General features: G+C 45.7%; 13 protein-coding genes, 1 tRNA gene and 1 rRNA gene. 8 read left to right on the top strand and 7 right to left on the bottom strand.

Translation table 11 applies throughout. From position 1 onward, the window contains the following. The first annotated feature begins 102 nt into the window (after window positions 1-102). Window positions 103-2,061: an AsmA family protein gene (locus tag ACU01J_RS02525; protein WP_481084476.1), complete on the top strand. Its 1,959-nt coding sequence runs from the start codon at window positions 103-105 to the stop codon at window positions 2,059-2,061. Here the strand turns inward: ACU01J_RS02525 and ACU01J_RS02520 are convergent. From ACU01J_RS02520 to ACU01J_RS02510, 3 genes are read right to left on the bottom strand one after another with little or no spacing between them, the layout of a single operon-like run. Continuing rightward, window positions 2,019-2,954 carry a bifunctional GNAT family N-acetyltransferase/hotdog fold thioesterase gene (locus ACU01J_RS02520; RefSeq protein WP_481084275.1) on the bottom strand — a complete coding sequence of 312 codons (936 nt, stop codon included), beginning with the start codon at window positions 2,952-2,954 and terminating at the stop codon, window positions 2,019-2,021. The two genes, ACU01J_RS02525 and ACU01J_RS02520, sit on opposite strands and share 43 nt — an antisense overlap. Before the next feature lie 46 nt (window positions 2,955-3,000). Beyond that, complete coding sequence (dtd, locus tag ACU01J_RS02515; protein ID WP_481084274.1) at window positions 3,001-3,435, bottom strand: D-aminoacyl-tRNA deacylase; 435 nt, start codon at window positions 3,433-3,435, stop codon at window positions 3,001-3,003. Next, on the bottom strand, window positions 3,407-4,324 hold the full coding sequence (locus ACU01J_RS02510; RefSeq protein WP_481084273.1) for a virulence factor BrkB family protein: 918 nt from the start codon (window positions 4,322-4,324) through the stop codon (window positions 3,407-3,409). Before ACU01J_RS02510 ends, dtd begins: the two co-directional genes overlap by 29 nt. 375 nt (window positions 4,325-4,699) lie before the next feature. Here ACU01J_RS02510 and ACU01J_RS02505 point away from each other — a divergent pair, with 375 nt between their 5' ends. Then, window positions 4,700-5,224, top strand: a complete 525-nt coding sequence (locus ACU01J_RS02505; protein ID WP_481084475.1) for an AAA family ATPase — start codon at window positions 4,700-4,702, stop codon at window positions 5,222-5,224. 74 nt (window positions 5,225-5,298) lie between these two features. On the opposite strand, the gene typA is transcribed toward ACU01J_RS02505, so the two are convergent. Continuing rightward, window positions 5,299-7,128, bottom strand: a complete 1,830-nt coding sequence (typA, locus tag ACU01J_RS02500; protein WP_481084272.1) for a translational GTPase TypA — start codon at window positions 7,126-7,128, stop codon at window positions 5,299-5,301. Between the two features lie 475 nt (window positions 7,129-7,603). Between typA and glnA the strand changes: the two genes are divergently transcribed. From glnA to add, 6 genes are all read left to right on the top strand, one after another. Beyond that, window positions 7,604-9,013, top strand: a complete 1,410-nt coding sequence (gene glnA / locus ACU01J_RS02495) for a glutamate--ammonia ligase (RefSeq protein WP_481084271.1) — start codon at window positions 7,604-7,606, stop codon at window positions 9,011-9,013. Window positions 9,014-9,142: 129 nt separating this feature from the next. Next, the gene (locus ACU01J_RS02490) at window positions 9,143-9,688 is read left to right on the top strand and encodes a DUF4124 domain-containing protein (protein ID WP_481084270.1); all 546 of its coding nucleotides are present in this window, start codon (window positions 9,143-9,145) and stop codon (window positions 9,686-9,688) included. A gap of 102 nt (window positions 9,689-9,790) precedes the next feature. After that, the gene (gene glnL / locus ACU01J_RS02485; RefSeq protein ID WP_481084269.1) at window positions 9,791-10,837 is read left to right on the top strand and encodes a nitrogen regulation protein NR(II); all 1,047 of its coding nucleotides are present in this window, start codon (window positions 9,791-9,793) and stop codon (window positions 10,835-10,837) included. Window positions 10,838-10,872: 35 nt separating this feature from the next. Then, entirely contained in the window at window positions 10,873-12,276 is a 1,404-nt protein-coding gene (gene glnG / locus ACU01J_RS02480) for a nitrogen regulation protein NR(I) (RefSeq protein ID WP_481084268.1), read from the top strand. A gap of 158 nt (window positions 12,277-12,434) precedes the next feature. After that, window positions 12,435-14,975: a phosphodiesterase GepA gene (gene gepA / locus ACU01J_RS02475; RefSeq protein ID WP_481084267.1), complete on the top strand. Its 2,541-nt coding sequence runs from the start codon at window positions 12,435-12,437 to the stop codon at window positions 14,973-14,975. 98 nt (window positions 14,976-15,073) lie between these two features. Beyond that, window positions 15,074-16,078, top strand: a complete 1,005-nt coding sequence (gene add, locus ACU01J_RS02470; protein WP_481084266.1) for an adenosine deaminase — start codon at window positions 15,074-15,076, stop codon at window positions 16,076-16,078. 79 nt (window positions 16,079-16,157) lie between these two features. On the opposite strand, the gene ACU01J_RS02465 is transcribed toward add, so the two are convergent. From ACU01J_RS02465 to rrf, 3 genes are all read right to left on the bottom strand, one after another. After that, window positions 16,158-17,051 (bottom strand): LysR family transcriptional regulator, encoded by an 894-nt coding sequence (locus ACU01J_RS02465; RefSeq protein ID WP_481084265.1) that lies wholly within the window; start codon window positions 17,049-17,051, stop codon window positions 16,158-16,160. 142 nt (window positions 17,052-17,193) lie between these two features. Beyond that, window positions 17,194-17,284, bottom strand: a tRNA-Ser gene (locus ACU01J_RS02460). A gap of 70 nt (window positions 17,285-17,354) precedes the next feature. Continuing rightward, window positions 17,355-17,470 (bottom strand): 5S ribosomal RNA (rrf, locus tag ACU01J_RS02455).

The following is a 17,470-nucleotide window of genomic DNA, read 5'->3' as shown; positions in this document are numbered from 1 at the left end:
TAAATGTTTAGCTAAGCCCCTCTTTTGAGGGGCTTTTTGTTGCTTGTAATGCAAAAGTGTTCCAAGCTAGTAACACTGTTCACTATCGGAATGTGGGTTACTGTGAAGAAAGCACTCTTGCTGCTAACACTGATTGTTATCGGCATTATCGCTCTGTCTGCTCTTGGCCTGTATACAGTTATGCAGACGCGCTACGCCACACCATTCGTCAATGCGCTGCTTAATCAGCTCACCCCATACCAAGTGACGGCTACCAAAGCGAGCTACACGCCTCCGCTGCAGTTAACCCTTGAAGACGTTGTTATCGGTCAAGATGATGCGCGCACATCACTGCCTAAACTGACTTTATGGCTCAGCCAGCAACCTTGGCAAAACGGTAAGCTCGCCTTTGACTCGATATTGATTGAGGGAGCAACTCTCAATCTCAAACATACCCAATCCGCCCTACTTTCACAGTTGAGCCTCCACCAGCTCGCTCTAAGAGAGACGGATATTAGCAGTCCAGGTTGGTCGGCGCGCGGCGTCAATCTCCAAATCGAACAACCAAAGTGGCAAACACAGCAGCAACAACTGCCTTTCGGAGATATCCAACTTTCAGCACAGCAGCTCTACATGCATGGAGAAGCGTTAGATAATCTCTTAGTGGATATGCGCTACCAGAATCAAGATAGCACTATCTTTGGCAGCTCCTTCAATTGGCGAGGCGCAAACATTTCAGGCCAAGCAGAGCAGTACCCGCAAGGTTGGTCACTGATCAACGTCACGATTGATAAACTCTCGCTCTCCGAGTCACAGCAAATCAGCCCTTTGCTCACCACATTGGCTAACTTTAATTTGCCGATCTACCACATAAATAGTCTCGATATTCTTAATAGCTCGTTCTCGTACGGTTTGTGGCAATTCAAACATCTCGATGCCTCGATTGAGGCTCTCTCACTCGATAAGCCGTTATGGCAACAACAGCAAGGTTATGCCTCGTTTAATGCTGACAGTATTCGCCACCCGAGCTTAGCGGTATTTTCTCCACGCGCAAAAGTGACCTTTACCCCCAATCAAATTAGCATTGATGAGTTCGACAGTGACTTCAAACAAGGACGAGTACAGCTAAAAGGTAAGCTGACTCCGCAACAGGTGGCGCTCGACCAGCTATCGGTTACTGGCGTGAAATGGCTAGAAGATACTGAGCAACTCGCCCCAACGATGAGAGCATTGCTTTCTCCACTACAGCGCCTTTCGATAGCCAATCTAAAGGTCAACAACACCCAATTAATTCAAGTGGAACATAAGCCTTATTGGCAAGTCTCCGGGCTGACCATAGAAGGAAGTGACCTTACGCTAATCGAGCAAAATAAACTGGGCTTATTTGAAGGGCAATTCGAGCTTAGCGCCAATTCAGCCAGTATTGATAAACTGCTAACCACTCAAGCGCATGTCAGTGCTTTTGCTAATCAACGTAAGTTTACCTTGGAGCGCGCATTTATTCCCCTAGAACAGGGCTATATTGAAGCAAATGGGACATGGGATAGAAGCAGAGTCAGTGCACCTTGGCAATTTTCCATTCATGCCGATGGAGTTCCCCTCGACCAATACCACCTGCAACAGTATTTGCCTTTTGCACTTTCTGGCGCGGCCGAAGTTGAAGTTGAGTTAGATGGTTTATCTGGCGACTACTCGATGTTGTCACACAGCTTATCAGGACAGGTGACTGCCTACTTGCGCCAAGCTAGCCTTGAAGCAAAAAGTATCGATGGAGAGCAGAGCTACCAGCAGAAGCTTGACCTTGATGAGATTCAACTTAAGGCCGATCGAGGACGCATTGCCGTTCACTCAAGCAAAGGAGCTACGCAGCTTGCAGGGGAAATGGATCTAACCAAGCCTCAGTTTGCTACTCTACTACTTAAATCTGAGCAGCCTTGCTTACAGCTTTGGTCCGATCTAATTAATGGGGCAAATGTGATTAAAGCAACCTGTGACACTCCAAAGCATACTGAACCTAAAGCGCCACAGGTAGAAGATGATCAGGATTCTGAGCCCGAGTCAGGACCAAGTACCACTTTATAATCTGGGATCAGCATATAAGTGCCGATAAACTCGACCGCCGCTTGATCGCCGCTGTAGATAGTCACATGGATAACAATCCGTGCTTTACGCCCTGATGCTAAGCGATCCAAGTCACCACTGATACCGTCTAAAGAGGTCGATGCAACTGGGTTTTGGGTGACAGGTTGGCGATAACGAATCTGGCTATCTGCTAAGACAATATCACCACTTAGGTTACGTTCTTTCATCAACAGCCAAGTCATCCCCCAGCCAGTCAATGTAGCAAGGGTAAAAGCAGAGCCGGCAAACATGGTGTTATGTGGGTTCAAGTTCGGGTTAAGCTGGGCGCTACACTCAAACTGATAACCTGTGTACTGGTTAATCTTAATCCCCATCTTGTCGCTGATCGGAATTTGGTGCTCCCAACGCTCTTGTAGTTCGGTACACCACTCAGGTTTGCGCAGTACATTGGCCATTGGGTCAAGTTGCTTGACCATCTGCTGGTGTCTTACTGGGCCACGCTCATCGGTTAATTCACCGCGACGTTCAAAACCATTCTTTTCATAAAATGAAATCGCGTCCTCACGGGCGTTACACACCAAACGCTTAGCACCCTCTTGGCGCGCTAACGACTCCAGAGCAACAAGCACTAATGATCCCATCCCCTTACTGCGTCGGTTGCCTTTTACCGCCATAAAACGGATTTGACCTTCACTGTCAGGGGTAATGTATAAGCGACCTATCGCCATTGGTCGGCCACGTCCATCAACAATCATCCGATGAAGTCCCATCGGATCGTATTCGTCACGTTCTGAGCCAATTGGCATACGCCAAGGCTCTCTTAGCATTTGCCAACGAAAGTGATAGTACTTGTTGAGTTGTTTTTCTGTCTTCGGCGTAATCAGCTTAAACATGTAAATCCTTTTCTAGAAGTATAAAACCTCTCTGCTAGCCTTGTAATTATACTTGCAACCAGAAGGTCACGGGGCCATCGTTGACCAAAGAAACTTTCATATCCGCGGCAAAGCGGCCACGTTGAGTGGGTAGCACGTCAGCACAACGGTCAGCAAAGTACTCATATAAACGCTCGGCATCCGCCGGATGGGCACCACGAGAGAACCCTGCGCGCGTACCTTTCTTAGTATCCGCTGGCAACGTGAATTGAGAGACAACCAACACTTTCCCCTCAACCTGTTTAACGTTGAGGTTCATCTTGCCTTCTTCATCACCGAATACACGATAAGTGGTGACACGTTCCATCAGACGTTTCGCTTTCGCTTCATCATCGTCCTTCTCAACGCCCAACAGCACCAGTAGACCTTGGCCGATCTCGCCAACCACTTCACCATCTACACGAACTGCTGCTTCACTTACTCTCTGAATCAGTGCAATCACTGCCTTTTCCTTCTACTTGCTGTGTTTTTAAACTTTCCGCAGAGTGTACCATTTCTTCACACTCGCACCACTGTTCCCTTTCCCCCAGGGTAGCCGTTACTTCGGCACCAATAAGTACAATCAACCAACACAAGTATACCCATACGAATAGGATCGGTATCGCTGCTAAAGCGCCGTAAATCAATTGATATGATGGGAATTGAGTGATGTAGGCAGCAAAGCCTTTCTTACTTGCCTCGAACAGAAGCGCTGCGACAATCGCACCAATTAAGGCATGTGAAATACGCACCTTCTTGTTTGGTACCAATAGATACAAGCCGACAAAAGCAAACAGCGACAATAAAAACGGAAGCCAACGTAATAGCAGGTTATAAACACCTGACACCGTTTCGCTTTCAAGAATTTTGAGTGACGTGATATATGATGTCGCTACAATACTGGCTCCGACTAATATTGGCCCAAGCGTTAGTACCATCCAGTAAATTGAAAAAGAAATGACTGCGCGGCGCTTTTTCTTCACCCGCCAAATATAGTTAAGGTTTTTATCAATGTTGGAGATCAGCATCAACGCTGCAACAAACAGAAAGCCAGCCCCAACAGTGCTCATCTTGCCAGTATTTGATACAAACTCAAGCAGCGCCCCTTTTACCGCATCTCCCGCAGCAGGAACAAAATGCGTAATGATAAAATCTTGGATTGCATCGCCAGCATTTTCAAAGACGGTGATTGAAGATAACACCGAGAATAAAACCGTCATCATAGGAACAATCGAGAGCAACGTAATATAAGCCAAATAGCCTGCATTAACACTGACTCTATCATGATTCGTTCGGCTCAATAGATAGCGACTAAATAGCATACTCTGTTTGAACAATGACTCGATTTTCAACTTGAACCTCCCTATTAACTCCGTCATCCTAACATTCTAATTCAAAAGGAATCCATCATGCCGTACTTACTAGACATTGTATGAGCAATTTTATCCTCACAGCATGCCATCTACGATAAAACAAATAAGCTACCACAAACGAAACCTTATAATGGTTTACGTTAAAGATGCAAAATAGTCACTACAAGCATTGACTAGCGCCCTTAACGTTCTTTTTACACTAACCAAGGTGAACGGTAGTGAATTTGAAATGATTAATGACCAGATTTACAACAAGTAACAAAACAATAAAAAATCAGCCCATGTTACATGTTATTGCTGCGATTACTGAGTCGATAAATGTCTAGAACGCCAAAATCAGGAGTAACTCAATCGATGCTACCTATCATCATCACTGGCGGGCCAGGTGCAGGTAAAACTACACTGATCGATGCACTTAGTGCCAATGGCTATCAGATTTTTGCCGAAGCCTCTCGCCAGTTAATCGAAGAACAAAGCCAATTAACCAATGGCGTCTTACCTTGGCTTGATCTACCAGGGTTTGCTCGTTTATGCCTTGCCACGATGGCAGAGCAGAAACATCAAGCGAATCAATTTGAGGTGGCGTTTCTCGATCGTGCGATTCCTGATATTTGCGGTTACTTGCAACAAGCAGGGCTAGAAATAGAACCTTGCTACCGAACAGAAAGCAAAGGCTATCATCGACAAGCTTTTTTCTGTCACCCAGAGCGCAGCATCTATGTTCAAGATGAAGTAAGACCCTATCCGTTTAAAGGTGCTGTAGCGATTCACAACGCGTTAGTCGCGGTTTATCAACAGCTAGGCTTTGAGGTGGTTGAAGTACCTTTTATGGCGTTAGAAGAGCGCGTCCGCTTTATCGAGCAGGCTCTCGAACTCTAGCAAAGATAGCCTCTTATATAACAAAAGCCCCGAGCAGTATCACTACTCGGGGCTTTTTTATCTAGGCGCTAAAATTATTTAGCGTTACGTGCTTCACGCTTACGATCGCTTTCCGTTAGGAACTTCTTACGGATACGGATGCTTTCAGGTGTTACTTCTACTAGTTCGTCATCATCGATGAACTCTAATGCTTGCTCAAGAGTCATCTTGATTGGCGGAGTAAGAACCTGTGCGTCATCAGTACCAGATGCACGAACGTTGGTTAGCTGCTTGCCTTTTAGTACGTTTACGGTTAGGTCGTTATCACGGCTGTGGATACCAACAACCATGCCTTCGTAAACTTCTACACCGTGGCCGATGAACATACGGCCACGTTCTTGTAGGTTAAATAGCGCGTTTGTTAGCGCTTTACCCATACCGTTAGAGATTAATACACCGTTGATACGTTGACCGATCTCACCACCTTTGTGTGGACCGTAGTGATCAAACGTATGGTAAAGAAGACCAGAACCTGATGTCAATGTCATGAACTCAGTTTGGAAACCAATCAAACCACGAGATGGCATGATGAAGTCCATACGTACACGGCCTTTACCATCTGGAGACATGTCAGTCAGCTCACCTTTACGTAGGCCGATGTTCTCCATGATGCCACCTTGGTGCTCTTCCATAACGTCGATCGTTACAGTCTCGAACGGTTCCATTAGCTGACCATCTTCTTCTTTAATGATTACTTCTGGACGAGATACTGCTAGCTCAAAGCCTTCACGACGCATGTTTTCGATCAGGATAGATAGGTGAAGTTCACCACGACCTGATACGCGGAATTTGTCTGGATCGTCAGTTTGCTCTACGCGTAGTGCAACGTTGTGAACCAATTCTTTCTCAAGACGCTCAAGGATGTTACGTGACGTTACGAACTTACCTTCTTTACCCGCAAACGGAGAAGTGTTTACTTGGAACGTCATTGTTACTGTTGGTTCGTCAACAGACAGTGCTGGTAGCGCTTCAACTTGGTTCTGCGCACAGATAGTGTCAGAAATTTTCAGTTCGCCAAGACCTGTAATCGCGATGATGTCACCAGCATTCGCTTCAGAAACTTCGTGACGCTCAAGGCCTAGGTAGCCCATTACTGTGCCCACTTTACCGTTGCGAGTCTTACCGTCAGCACCGATCACTGTTACCTGTTGGTTTGGCTTAACGCTACCACGAGTTACACGAGCAACACCAATAACACCAACGTAAGAGCTGTAGTCTAACTGAGAAACTTGCATCTGCAGTGGACCATCAAGGTCAACATTTGGTGCATCAACAACATCAACGATAGTTTGGAATAGTGGCTCCATGTTCTCGCCAGTTTCGCCTTCTTCAAGCGCTGCCCAACCGTTTAGTGCTGAAGCGTAAACGACTTTAAAGTCTAGCTGTTCATCAGTTGCACCTAGGTTGTCGAATAGGTCGAATACTTGATCCATAACCCAGTCAGGACGAGCGCCAGGGCGGTCAATTTTGTTGATTACAACGATTGGCTTAAGGCCGTGAGCAAATGCTTTCTGCGTTACGAAACGCGTTTGTGGCATAGGGCCATCAACTGCGTCAACGATAAGTAGCACAGAGTCAACCATCGACATGATACGCTCAACTTCACCACCGAAGTCCGCGTGTCCCGGAGTATCTACGATGTTGATGCGGTAGTCATTCCAGTTAATTGCTGTGTTCTTAGCAAGAATGGTAATACCACGCTCTTTTTCGATGTCGTTTGAGTCCATGACTCGCTCTTCAGCTTCGCCGCGAGACTCTAAAGTACCTGATTGTTGTAGTAGTTTATCAACCAGTGTAGTTTTACCGTGGTCAACGTGCGCGATGATCGCGATATTTCTTAAATTATCAATCTGTGGAGTAGCCATGGATTTGATTCGCTCGATATAGGTAGCCCGCCGAAAATCTCAGCGAACTTATTTGATTAAAAAAACGGCCATAATGTACCAGATTTTAGCGAAAAACCCAGAAATATGTGATCTGATTCGCTACTTTTGCGAAGTTAATTTATTGATGAAACGCAAGCTGGCTCCGAGTAAGGAGAAATCCTCATTGACATCATGGGCAAAACTCGGCTGAATGGAATCGATTTTGTTTACTATTGGTGCATAACCACACCAACGCACCATTTAAGTGCAAAGCAAGATCATTTTGGTGCAAAATAGTGCACCTCTCTTACACATAGCCCGCTAATTTATTGAAAATTAATGGAATAATTTTTTGGCACGGTTTTGGCTTTAGTAAAATCAGCATCGATTAATACGATTGAAATGAAATTAATCAATGCTGGATTTATTTCAAATCACGCTAATACCGAATTAATAACACTGGAGGTTATCCAAGATGTCAGTAGAAAACGTTCTATCGCTGATCCAAGAAAACGAAGTTAAGTTTGTTGACCTACGCTTTACTGATACTAAAGGTAAAGAGCAGCATATCTCTATACCTTCTCACCAAGTTGACGCAGACTTCTTCGAAGAAGGTAAGATGTTCGATGGTTCTTCTGTTGCTGGCTGGAAAGGCATCAACGAATCAGACATGGTAATGATGCCTGACGCATCATCAGCGGTTCTTGACCCATTCACAGAAGATGCAACACTAAACATCCGTTGTGACATCCTTGAACCTGCAACTATGCAAGGTTATGACCGCGACCCACGCTCTATCGCTAAGCGCGCTGAAGACTTCATGCGCTCTACTGGTGTTGCTGACACTGTACTTATCGGTCCTGAGCCAGAGTTCTTCCTATTTGACGACGTTAAGTTCGCAACTGACATGTCTGGTTCTTTCTTCAAGATTGACGACGTGGAAGCAGCTTGGAATACAGGCTCTGACTACGAAGAAGGTAACAAAGGTCACCGTCCTGGCGTTAAAGGTGGTTACTTCCCAGTAGCTCCAGTTGACTCTTCACAAGACATCCGCTCTGCAATGTGTTTAATCATGGAAGAGATGGGTCTTGTTGTTGAAGCGCACCACCACGAAGTTGCGACTGCGGGTCAGAACGAAATCGCGACTCGCTTTAACACGCTAACGACTAAAGCGGATGAAATCCAAATCTACAAGTACGTTGTACACAACGTTGCTCACGCATTCGGTAAAACAGCGACATTCATGCCTAAACCACTAGTTGGTGATAACGGCTCTGGTATGCACGTTCACCAATCTTTAGCAAAAGATGGCGTTAACCTATTCGCTGGTGACAAGTACGGCGGCCTATCTGAAATGGCTCTGCACTACATCGGTGGTATCATCAAGCACGCTCGCGCAATCAACGCATTTGCAAACCCATCAACTAACTCGTACAAGCGTCTTGTACCAGGCTTCGAAGCACCTGTTATGCTTGCTTACTCGGCACGTAACCGCAGCGCTTCTATCCGTATCCCAGTGGTACCAAGCCCTAAAGCGCGTCGTATCGAAGTTCGTTTCGGTGACCCAGCGGCTAACCCATACCTGTGTTTCGCAGCAATGCTAATGGCTGGTCTTGACGGTATTAAGAACAAGATTCACCCAGGCGAAGCGATGGATAAAGACCTTTACGATCTACCAGCTGAAGAAGCAGCAGAGATCCCAACAGTGGCTTACTCACTAAAAGATGCTCTAGAAGAGCTAGATGCTGACCGTGAGTTCCTAACTGCTGGCGGTGTATTCTCTGACGACTTCATCGACTCATACATCGGTCTGAAATCTGAAGATGTAGAGAAAGTAAACATGACAACTCACCCACTAGAGTTCGAACTTTACTACTCTGTATAATCGATTTTCATTGCTAACATTCGATCGTGTTGCATGAATTTAAGGCTCGCCTCGCAGGCGAGCCTTTTCTATTGTCCTAAGTAAAAGCGCCCCTGCTAGTATCTTGTCTTCACAACATGAGGGCGAACAATGCAAGTCACCAGTTTCTTGGGGGTTATCGCACTACTGTTTAGTGCACAGTCAAACAGCCAAACTATCTACACTTGGACCGACCAAAACGGCATTTTGCACTTCGACGATGCGCCAAATCATAACCAGGCTCAAGCTATCGAATTGCCCAACCTTGAACAGCCCGCTCCTCATCAGTTAGAAGCCTCTCAGCAAGCAGCACAACCACTTCAAACTCAAGCGCTCACGGCTAAGCCCCTGTCGATCACCATCACCACCCCTAACAACGATGAAGCGCTAAGAAGCAATAGTGGTGCAATCACGGTACAAGCAGTGTTAAGTCGTGAGTTAATCGCGGGAGAACTGCTGCAATTAACCCTCAATGGCGCAAAATATGCCGCGCCGACAACAAACCCGAACTGGCAGTTAAAAAACATCGACCGCGGTTCACACTCATTTGTTATTCAATTAGTTAGGGACGGCAAGCTTATTGCATCGTCTCAAACTATTACGGTGCATTTACAACGCTCAACAGTGAAACCCGTGTCGATAGCCCCGAAAGCTTGAGGCATCTCACTATTTCACTTCAGTTCTATTGTTGAATGCGCCATACTTGAAAAATGACTTGCACCAACTTAGTGCAAAGGACTTCAAGGATAGGGTAAGGCAGTGGATAGCGATCTAAACAATATTATTTTAAATCACCAAGTCACTTCGATTTTAATCATGAATGAATCGTTGCAGGTGAAGTATGCCAATCCAGCGGCAGAACAGCTTTTCTCTCAAAGTGCTAAGCGAATTACCGAGCACCCACTGTCGCACCTCATTCAACACGCCTCTATGGACCTCGCTTTACTTTCTCAGCCGTTACAAAGCGGGCAAAGTATCACAGATAGCGACGTGACTTTTGTTGTCGATGGTAAGCCACTGATGCTTGAGGTCACGGTAAGCCCGATAGAGTGGAATAAAGAGTTAATGCTGTTGGTCGAAATGCGAAAAATCGGTCAGCAGCGTCGCCTTAGCCAAGAACTCAACCAACATGCACAGCAACAAGCGGCCAAATTGTTGGTCCGTGGTTTAGCACATGAAATAAAAAACCCGCTCGGTGGCTTAAGAGGTGCCGCTCAATTGCTGGAAAGAACGCTGCCTGATCCTAGCCTCACTGAATATACCCAAATCATCATCGAGCAAGCCGATCGACTCCGAGCCTTGGTCGATCGACTACTTGGCCCACAAAAACCCGGGCAGAAGAAGCAGGAAAACTTGCATCTGATCTTAGAGAAAGTTCGTCAACTGGTCGATTTAGAGGCCAATCAAAGCATCGAAATTGAGCGAGACTACGATCCGAGCTTACCTGACATCTTAATGGATGCGGCGCAAATTGAGCAGGCGCTACTCAACATAGTAAGTAACGCTGGGCAAATTTTGCGAGATCAAGATAATGGCCAGATCACCATTCGCACCAGAACGGTGCATCAAGCCAATATCCACGGTCAACGTTGCAAACTCGCCGCTCGTATCGAAATTATCGATAACGGACCGGGCATTCCTGCGGATCTACAAGATACCCTTTTCTACCCAATGGTCAGTGGGCGAGAAGGTGGCACAGGGCTAGGTTTATCCATCGCCCAAAACCTTATCGACCAACACCAAGGTAAGATCGATGTCGAGAGCTGGCCTGGTAGAACAACATTCACAATATATTTACCAATTTAATTTGACGTTATTGGCATTGCCGGAAGGAAGAGACTATGAGTAAAGGGTATGTTTGGGTTGTTGATGACGACAGTTCCATTCGTTGGGTGATGGAGAAAACGCTCTCATCAGCCAATATAAAATGTGAGACCTTCTCGGACGCAGAAAGCGTGCTGATGGCGCTCGAACGTGAAACTCCCGATGTACTCGTCTCTGATATTCGCATGCCGGGAATGGATGGCTTGGAGCTGTTAAAACAAGTCAACGACCGCTCTCCTGAACTGCCAGTGATTATCATGACGGCGCACTCCGACCTTGATGCTGCAGTAAACGCCTACCAAAAAGGCGCATTTGAATACCTACCTAAACCTTTTGATGTTGATGAAACACTGACACTGGTCGAACGCGCGATCGCTCACAGCCAAGAGCAAAAACAAGGTCAAGCCTCATTGGCAGAAGAGGACTACACCCCTCCTGAGATTATTGGTGAAGCGCCGGCAATGCAGGAAGTATTTCGTGCCATTGGCAGGCTGTCACGCTCTTCCATCTCTGTGCTCATTAATGGTGAGTCTGGTACGGGTAAAGAGTTGGTCGCCCATGCGTTGCATCGCCATAGCCCAAGAGCCAGTAAACCCTTTATTGCTCTTAATATGGCAGCAATCCCAAAGGACCTGATCGAGTCTGAACTTTTCGGCCATGAGAAAGGCGCATTTACTGGAGCGAACAGCGTCAGGCAAGGGCGCTTTGAGCAAGCCAATGGCGGCACGCTTTTCTTAGATGAAATCGGTGATATGCCCCTAGACATTCAAACTCGGCTGTTAAGGGTACTCGCCGATGGGCAGTTTTATCGTGTTGGCGGCCATTCACCGATCAAAGTGGATGTACGAATCGTAGCCGCGACTCACCAAAATCTTGAAAAGTTGGTGCATAAAGGTGGCTTCCGCGAAGACCTATTTCACCGTTTAAATGTGATTCGCATTCAGATCCCAGCACTGCGTGAGCGTAAGCAGGACGTTGAAAAGCTAACATTACACTTCTTAGCTCTGGCTGCGGAAGAGTTAGGGGTCGATGTTAAAACACTCCACCCATCAACAGCTGACACACTGACTCAACTTAATTGGCCTGGTAACGTTCGCCAGCTAGAAAACATCTGCCGTTGGCTAACCGTTATGGCAAGTGGTAGTGAGGTACTTCCAAGCGATCTCCCGCCGGAACTTTTCGAAGAGAAAGCTGCAGGAGAACAAACTGTTTCAGGAACGTGGCAGCAACAATTGGCAAGTTGGGCGAGAAACTCGCTGACTCAGGGCGATACAGAGCTTCTCTCTTACGCACTTCCTGAATTTGAACGTATACTTTTGGAAGCGGCACTAGAACATACCAATGGCCATAAGCAGGATGCAGCAAAGGTTTTAGGTTGGGGGCGAAACACGCTAACGAGAAAGCTAAAGGAGCTTTATTAATTAGTAACTAACTCAACACCAATCAAGCTCGTTAGTAATAATAGGTAATGTTTACTCTATTTGAGTTAGAGCGAGATTACCTATTTTTTAACCAAAAGCCTCGATTGCATTTACCATAAAAGATACAACATAAAGCACGGTAACAATAGAAGCTATTTATGTCAACGACCACACAAATCACGCTAAGAACCGCGGTTGTACTGCCTTTTGTAATGATTTTCATCATTACTATCGGGGTTATAGTGATTGTCCAGAAGCATAGCTATGAAGAGATGGTCGTTGATATTAGTGACAAGCAATTATCAGCCTTAACCAATAACGTCACCCTTGAATTAAATCGCTTTCTAAATGAACCCTTTCAAGCAAGCTTGGCGCTAAGCCACTCGATTAGCTTCAACCGCCTCTACCAACAAGGTGATACCAGTGACATTGAACGCTACTTCCTGACATCATTTCGCTCACTCTATCATTCTATCCCGCAATTGGATGTTATTGGATTTGGTGGTGAGGGAGCTGAGTATATTGGTTTTAGGAAAGAGCCAAACAAAGCTTACACCTTGATGGTTCAAGATGACCGAACAGATCAGAGCTTAGTCATTTATCGTGGTCAGACTATCAGTCAAGATATACGTTCGGTGATCAATGGCTATGACCCTCGAATCCGTCCTTGGTATGCCCCTGTGGCAAAAAGTCTCACACCTATGTGGTCGTCCATTTATGCCAACGCAGATGAAAGACAAGAAATTACCTTATCCGCCCTAACTCCGGTATTTTATGACCAAAACTTCCAAGGTGTAGTTGTCACAGACGTCAAAATTGATACCTTCAATTTATTTCTAAAAGATCTGCAACAGCAGACTAATGCTGTTATTTACCTTGTGGACGACAAGAAAAGATTGGTTGCCCACTCAACTAATGGCACTGTTGTTTCTTGGGGAACGCCTTTTAGCAAAAAAGGCGAGCGTCTCCTAGCAAGCGAAAGTGCTAATCCCATAGTAAAAGCCAATGCTAAATACTCTCAAGCCAATGAACTTTATTCCCAAGATGGCTTTCAACGCTTCGCGCTCGAAATAAATAATCAGCGCTACTTTAACCATTTTACTCCCTATGTGGATGAGCACGGCCTTAAGTGGTATATCGGTGTTGCGATTTCAGAGTCTGACTTGCTTGGTAAGCTACCAGAAAGCCAAAGAAACAGTTGGATTATTGGTATCATCGCCAGCCTAATTGGTATTGCATTGGGTTTATTTGCTTTCAACAGAGTCGTGGCACCAATCACTTCAACCGCGAGTGCAGCAAAGCATCTTGCCAAAGGGGACTGGGAAAGCTGCATGCCTCAGCCGGGCAATATCTACGAAACAACCATGTTAGTGTATGCGTTTAATGAAATGGCCAATAACCTCAAGGCCTCATTCCGCGCCCTGCGTTCCCAATTGCTTTATGACTCTCTAACTAAGCTATATAGCCGAGAAGGCCTTATTGATAGCTGTGATAAGCTTCCAACCCTCAATGGCTCTTTGATGCTAGTCGGCATCAAGAAGTTTCGTGATATCAATGACAGCCTAGGGCACTACAAGGGTGACCAGCTGCTCATCAACATTTCTCAGCGATTACATTCCATTTATTCCGAAGATCACTATCTAGCCAGAATAGGCGGCGATGAATTCGCCATCTACACACCAAAAATGCAAACAGAACAAGATCTGATTCTTGCGGCCAACCGTATTCATCAAGTGTTTGCTTCCCCTTTTATCATGGGACAAGATAATGTCGTCATAAGCGTATCTATTGGGGTGGTCGAAAGTGGTCCTGATTTCAATATGACGTTATGGCTACGCAATGGCAGTATTGCTCTAAGCAATGCCAAAAGAGAACTGTCGAATATCAGCTTCTATCGCCCTGAAATGGCAGACATTTCACGCAAACGCACCTTGATGGTCGCGAAAATTAAAGACGCGATTGAACACCAAGAATTTGTCCCCTTTTATCAGCCTTTAATTGACCTTAGCAGCGGTGAGGTAATCGGAGCTGAAGCGCTGGCACGTTGGTTGTCGCCTTCTTCTGGGCTTATTTCTCCATTGGAGTTTATCCCAATTGCAGAAGAGAGCGGCTTAATCGAAGCGGTTGGAGAGCAAATTCTGCTACAAGCGTGTAATGACACGGTACGAGGCATTAAAGAAGGCAAATGGGACTCTGGCTTTCACATGCACGTCAATGTATCGGTGAATCAACTTTCTCAGCCAGATTTCATCTCAACATTGCAAAAAATACTGACTCAATCAACATTAAAACCAACCAATCTAACCTTAGAGGTCACTGAGTCACGCATTGTTGATAACGATCCGGTGATCTTACAAAACATGCAAGCAGCAAGGGACTTAGGCGTTCATATTGCCATTGATGACTTTGGTACTGGTTATAGTTCTCTGGCGTATTTACATAAACTGCCATTTGACTGCATCAAGATCGATCGTACATTTGTTGATAAACTCTCACCACAAGACTTAGATACTTCGATTGTTGCTGCAATCATTAACATGACACGGGGTATGAAAGTCACCTTAGTGGCAGAAGGTATCGAAACGTCAGAGCAAGCTCAAATGCTGACTCAGATCAACTGCCAACAAGGGCAAGGTTTTCTATACAGCCGACCAGTTCCATTCGATGAATGGCCAACAGATTTGGTTAACATGAAATAAAAACCAACATATATGGTTGGTTTTATGCTCTTAATCTACTGACACTTCTATCTTTGATTCTTATACTTAGCTCAATTCATTTAATTGGAACGACGATAATGATAACCAAAAATCTTCCTCTCACAGATTTGCACCGTCACCTTGATGGTAATATCCGCACAAAAACAATCCTAGAATTAGGTCAGAAGTTTGGTGTTGCTCTACCTGCTTACGATGTTGAGTCTCTGACTCCACACGTTCAAATCGTTGAAGCGGAGCCATCACTTGTTGCGTTCCTTTCAAAGCTAGACTGGGGGGTTGCTGTACTGGGTGATCTCGACGCTTGTCGCCGTGTTGCTTACGAAAACGTTGAAGACGCGCTTAACGCTCAAATTGATTATGCTGAGCTGCGTTTTTCTCCATACTACATGGCAATGAAACACAAGCTTCCAGTTGCAGGCGTCGTTGAAGCGGTTGTAGATGGCGTCCAAGCAGGTATGCGTGACTTTGGTATCCAAACGAACCTAATCGGCATCATGAGCCGTACATTTGGCACAGACGCATGTCAGCAAGAGCTAGATGCAATCCTGACGCAAAAAGATCACATTGTTGCCGTTGACCTAGCTGGTGATGAGCTTGGTCAACCAGGCGATCGCTTTGTTAAACACTTCGCACAGGTAAAAGACGCAGGTCTAAACGTAACGGTACACGCTGGTGAAGCTGCTGGCGCAGAAAGTATGTGGCAAGCAATTCAAGAGCTAGGTGCAACACGTATCGGCCACGGTGTTAAAGCTATCCACGATCCTAAGCTAATGGATTACTTGGCAGCAAACCGCATTGGTATTGAGTCATGTCTGACTTCTAACTTCCAAACTAGTACCGTTGAGTCACTCACCAACCACCCTCTTAAGCAGTTCCTTGAGCACGGTGTTCTAGCATGCATAAACACTGATGACCCAGCAGTTGAAGGTATTGAACTTCCTTACGAATACGAAGTTGCAGCACCTCAAGCAGGTCTATCTCAAGAGCAAATTCGTCAAGCTCAAATCAACGGCGTTGAACTGGCGTTCATCTCTGATGAAGAGAAGCAAGCACTGCGCGATAAAGTAGCGAACCGCTCTTAAGCCAGTGGAGCTCATCCCAAAATTAATGGGTGATTGTTAGTAAAAAGCCGACACGCAATGAGTGTCGGCTTTTTCATATCTATTGGCTACCAAACTTACTCTGCATAAACTCAATAAATGCCTGCAAACGTTTAGGCTGATACTTGTCGCGATGATAAATGGCATAAAGCGGCACCGAGTCAACTTTCCAGTTACCCATTATTGGTACTAAAGAACCTTGCTCAACTTCATCCATACAGTACATTGCAGGTACGCGGATAATACCATTACCCTGCAACGCACCAGCAACGAGCGCCCGCCCATTCTTGCATACTAGATGTGCTGATACCGAAACTTCATAACGACTCCCATCTGTCTGATGCTGGTAGCTCCAACGAGTTACTGAACCACGTAAAATCCTATGCTCTAATAGTTGTTTCGGGTGCTCAGGTTCCCCATAAGTCGCTAAGTAGTCTGGGCTGGCTAGGGTCACCATTGCAATATCACTCAGGTGACGGCCAATAAAGTTCGCGTCTTCGAGTTTTCCCATTCGAAAAGCGATATCAAACTGATCTTCAATCAAGTCGATACGTGGGCTAGAGAAATCTATCTCTACGGTAATATCCTGATGTTGGCGCATAAATTGACCAACATAATTGGCAACGACATCCTCTCCTAAAGGACCGCCAACGCTGTTAATTCGAATATGACCTTGCACCTGCTCAGTATCATCAACCGCAGCTAACAAAGCTTGCTCTACCTGCATCAGTGCCGACTCACATTGCTTATAAAAGCGATCCCCTGCGTAGGTTAATTTCAATGATCGCGTTGTCCGGGTAACTAAACTCACGCCCATGCGAGATTCCAAGGCAGAGATCTGACGAGATACATGAGAGCGAGAAACGTTAAGTGCTTCCGCAGCCTTAGTGAAGTTACCAAGCTGGGCAATTAACACAAAAGAGCGAATATCTGCGAGGTTTACGTTATTAATCATCAGCAACTGCATTAGAGGTGTTTTTTATAGCATACCAAAGATCGCTATAAGACTTAGCCATAAAACGCAAAAAGCCCGTTGCATTAGCAACGGGCTTAAACAATGAAAAAAACCTCGCTATTTCGAGCGAGGCTTTTCAATGTGGCGGAGAGATAGGGATTTGAACCCTAGATACGCTATTAACGTATGCCGGTTTTCAAGACCGGTGCTTTCAACCACTCAGCCATCTCTCCACAAATTGTCATCGTCAGATTAGTACACTGATGATGTGGTTACACGTATACACGGGTAACAATATTTAAAGCCTGGCGATGTCCTACTCTCACATGGGGAAGCCCCACACTACCATCGGCGCTAATTCGTTTCACTTCTGAGTTCGGCATGGAATCAGGTGGGTCCAAATCGCTATGGTCGCCAAG

The sequence above is a fragment of the Vibrio sp. 2433-A1 genome, from assembly GCF_056726085.1.
The sequence above is the reverse complement of the archived record's forward strand: the minus strand, read 5'-3'. Positions and strand labels throughout refer to the sequence as shown.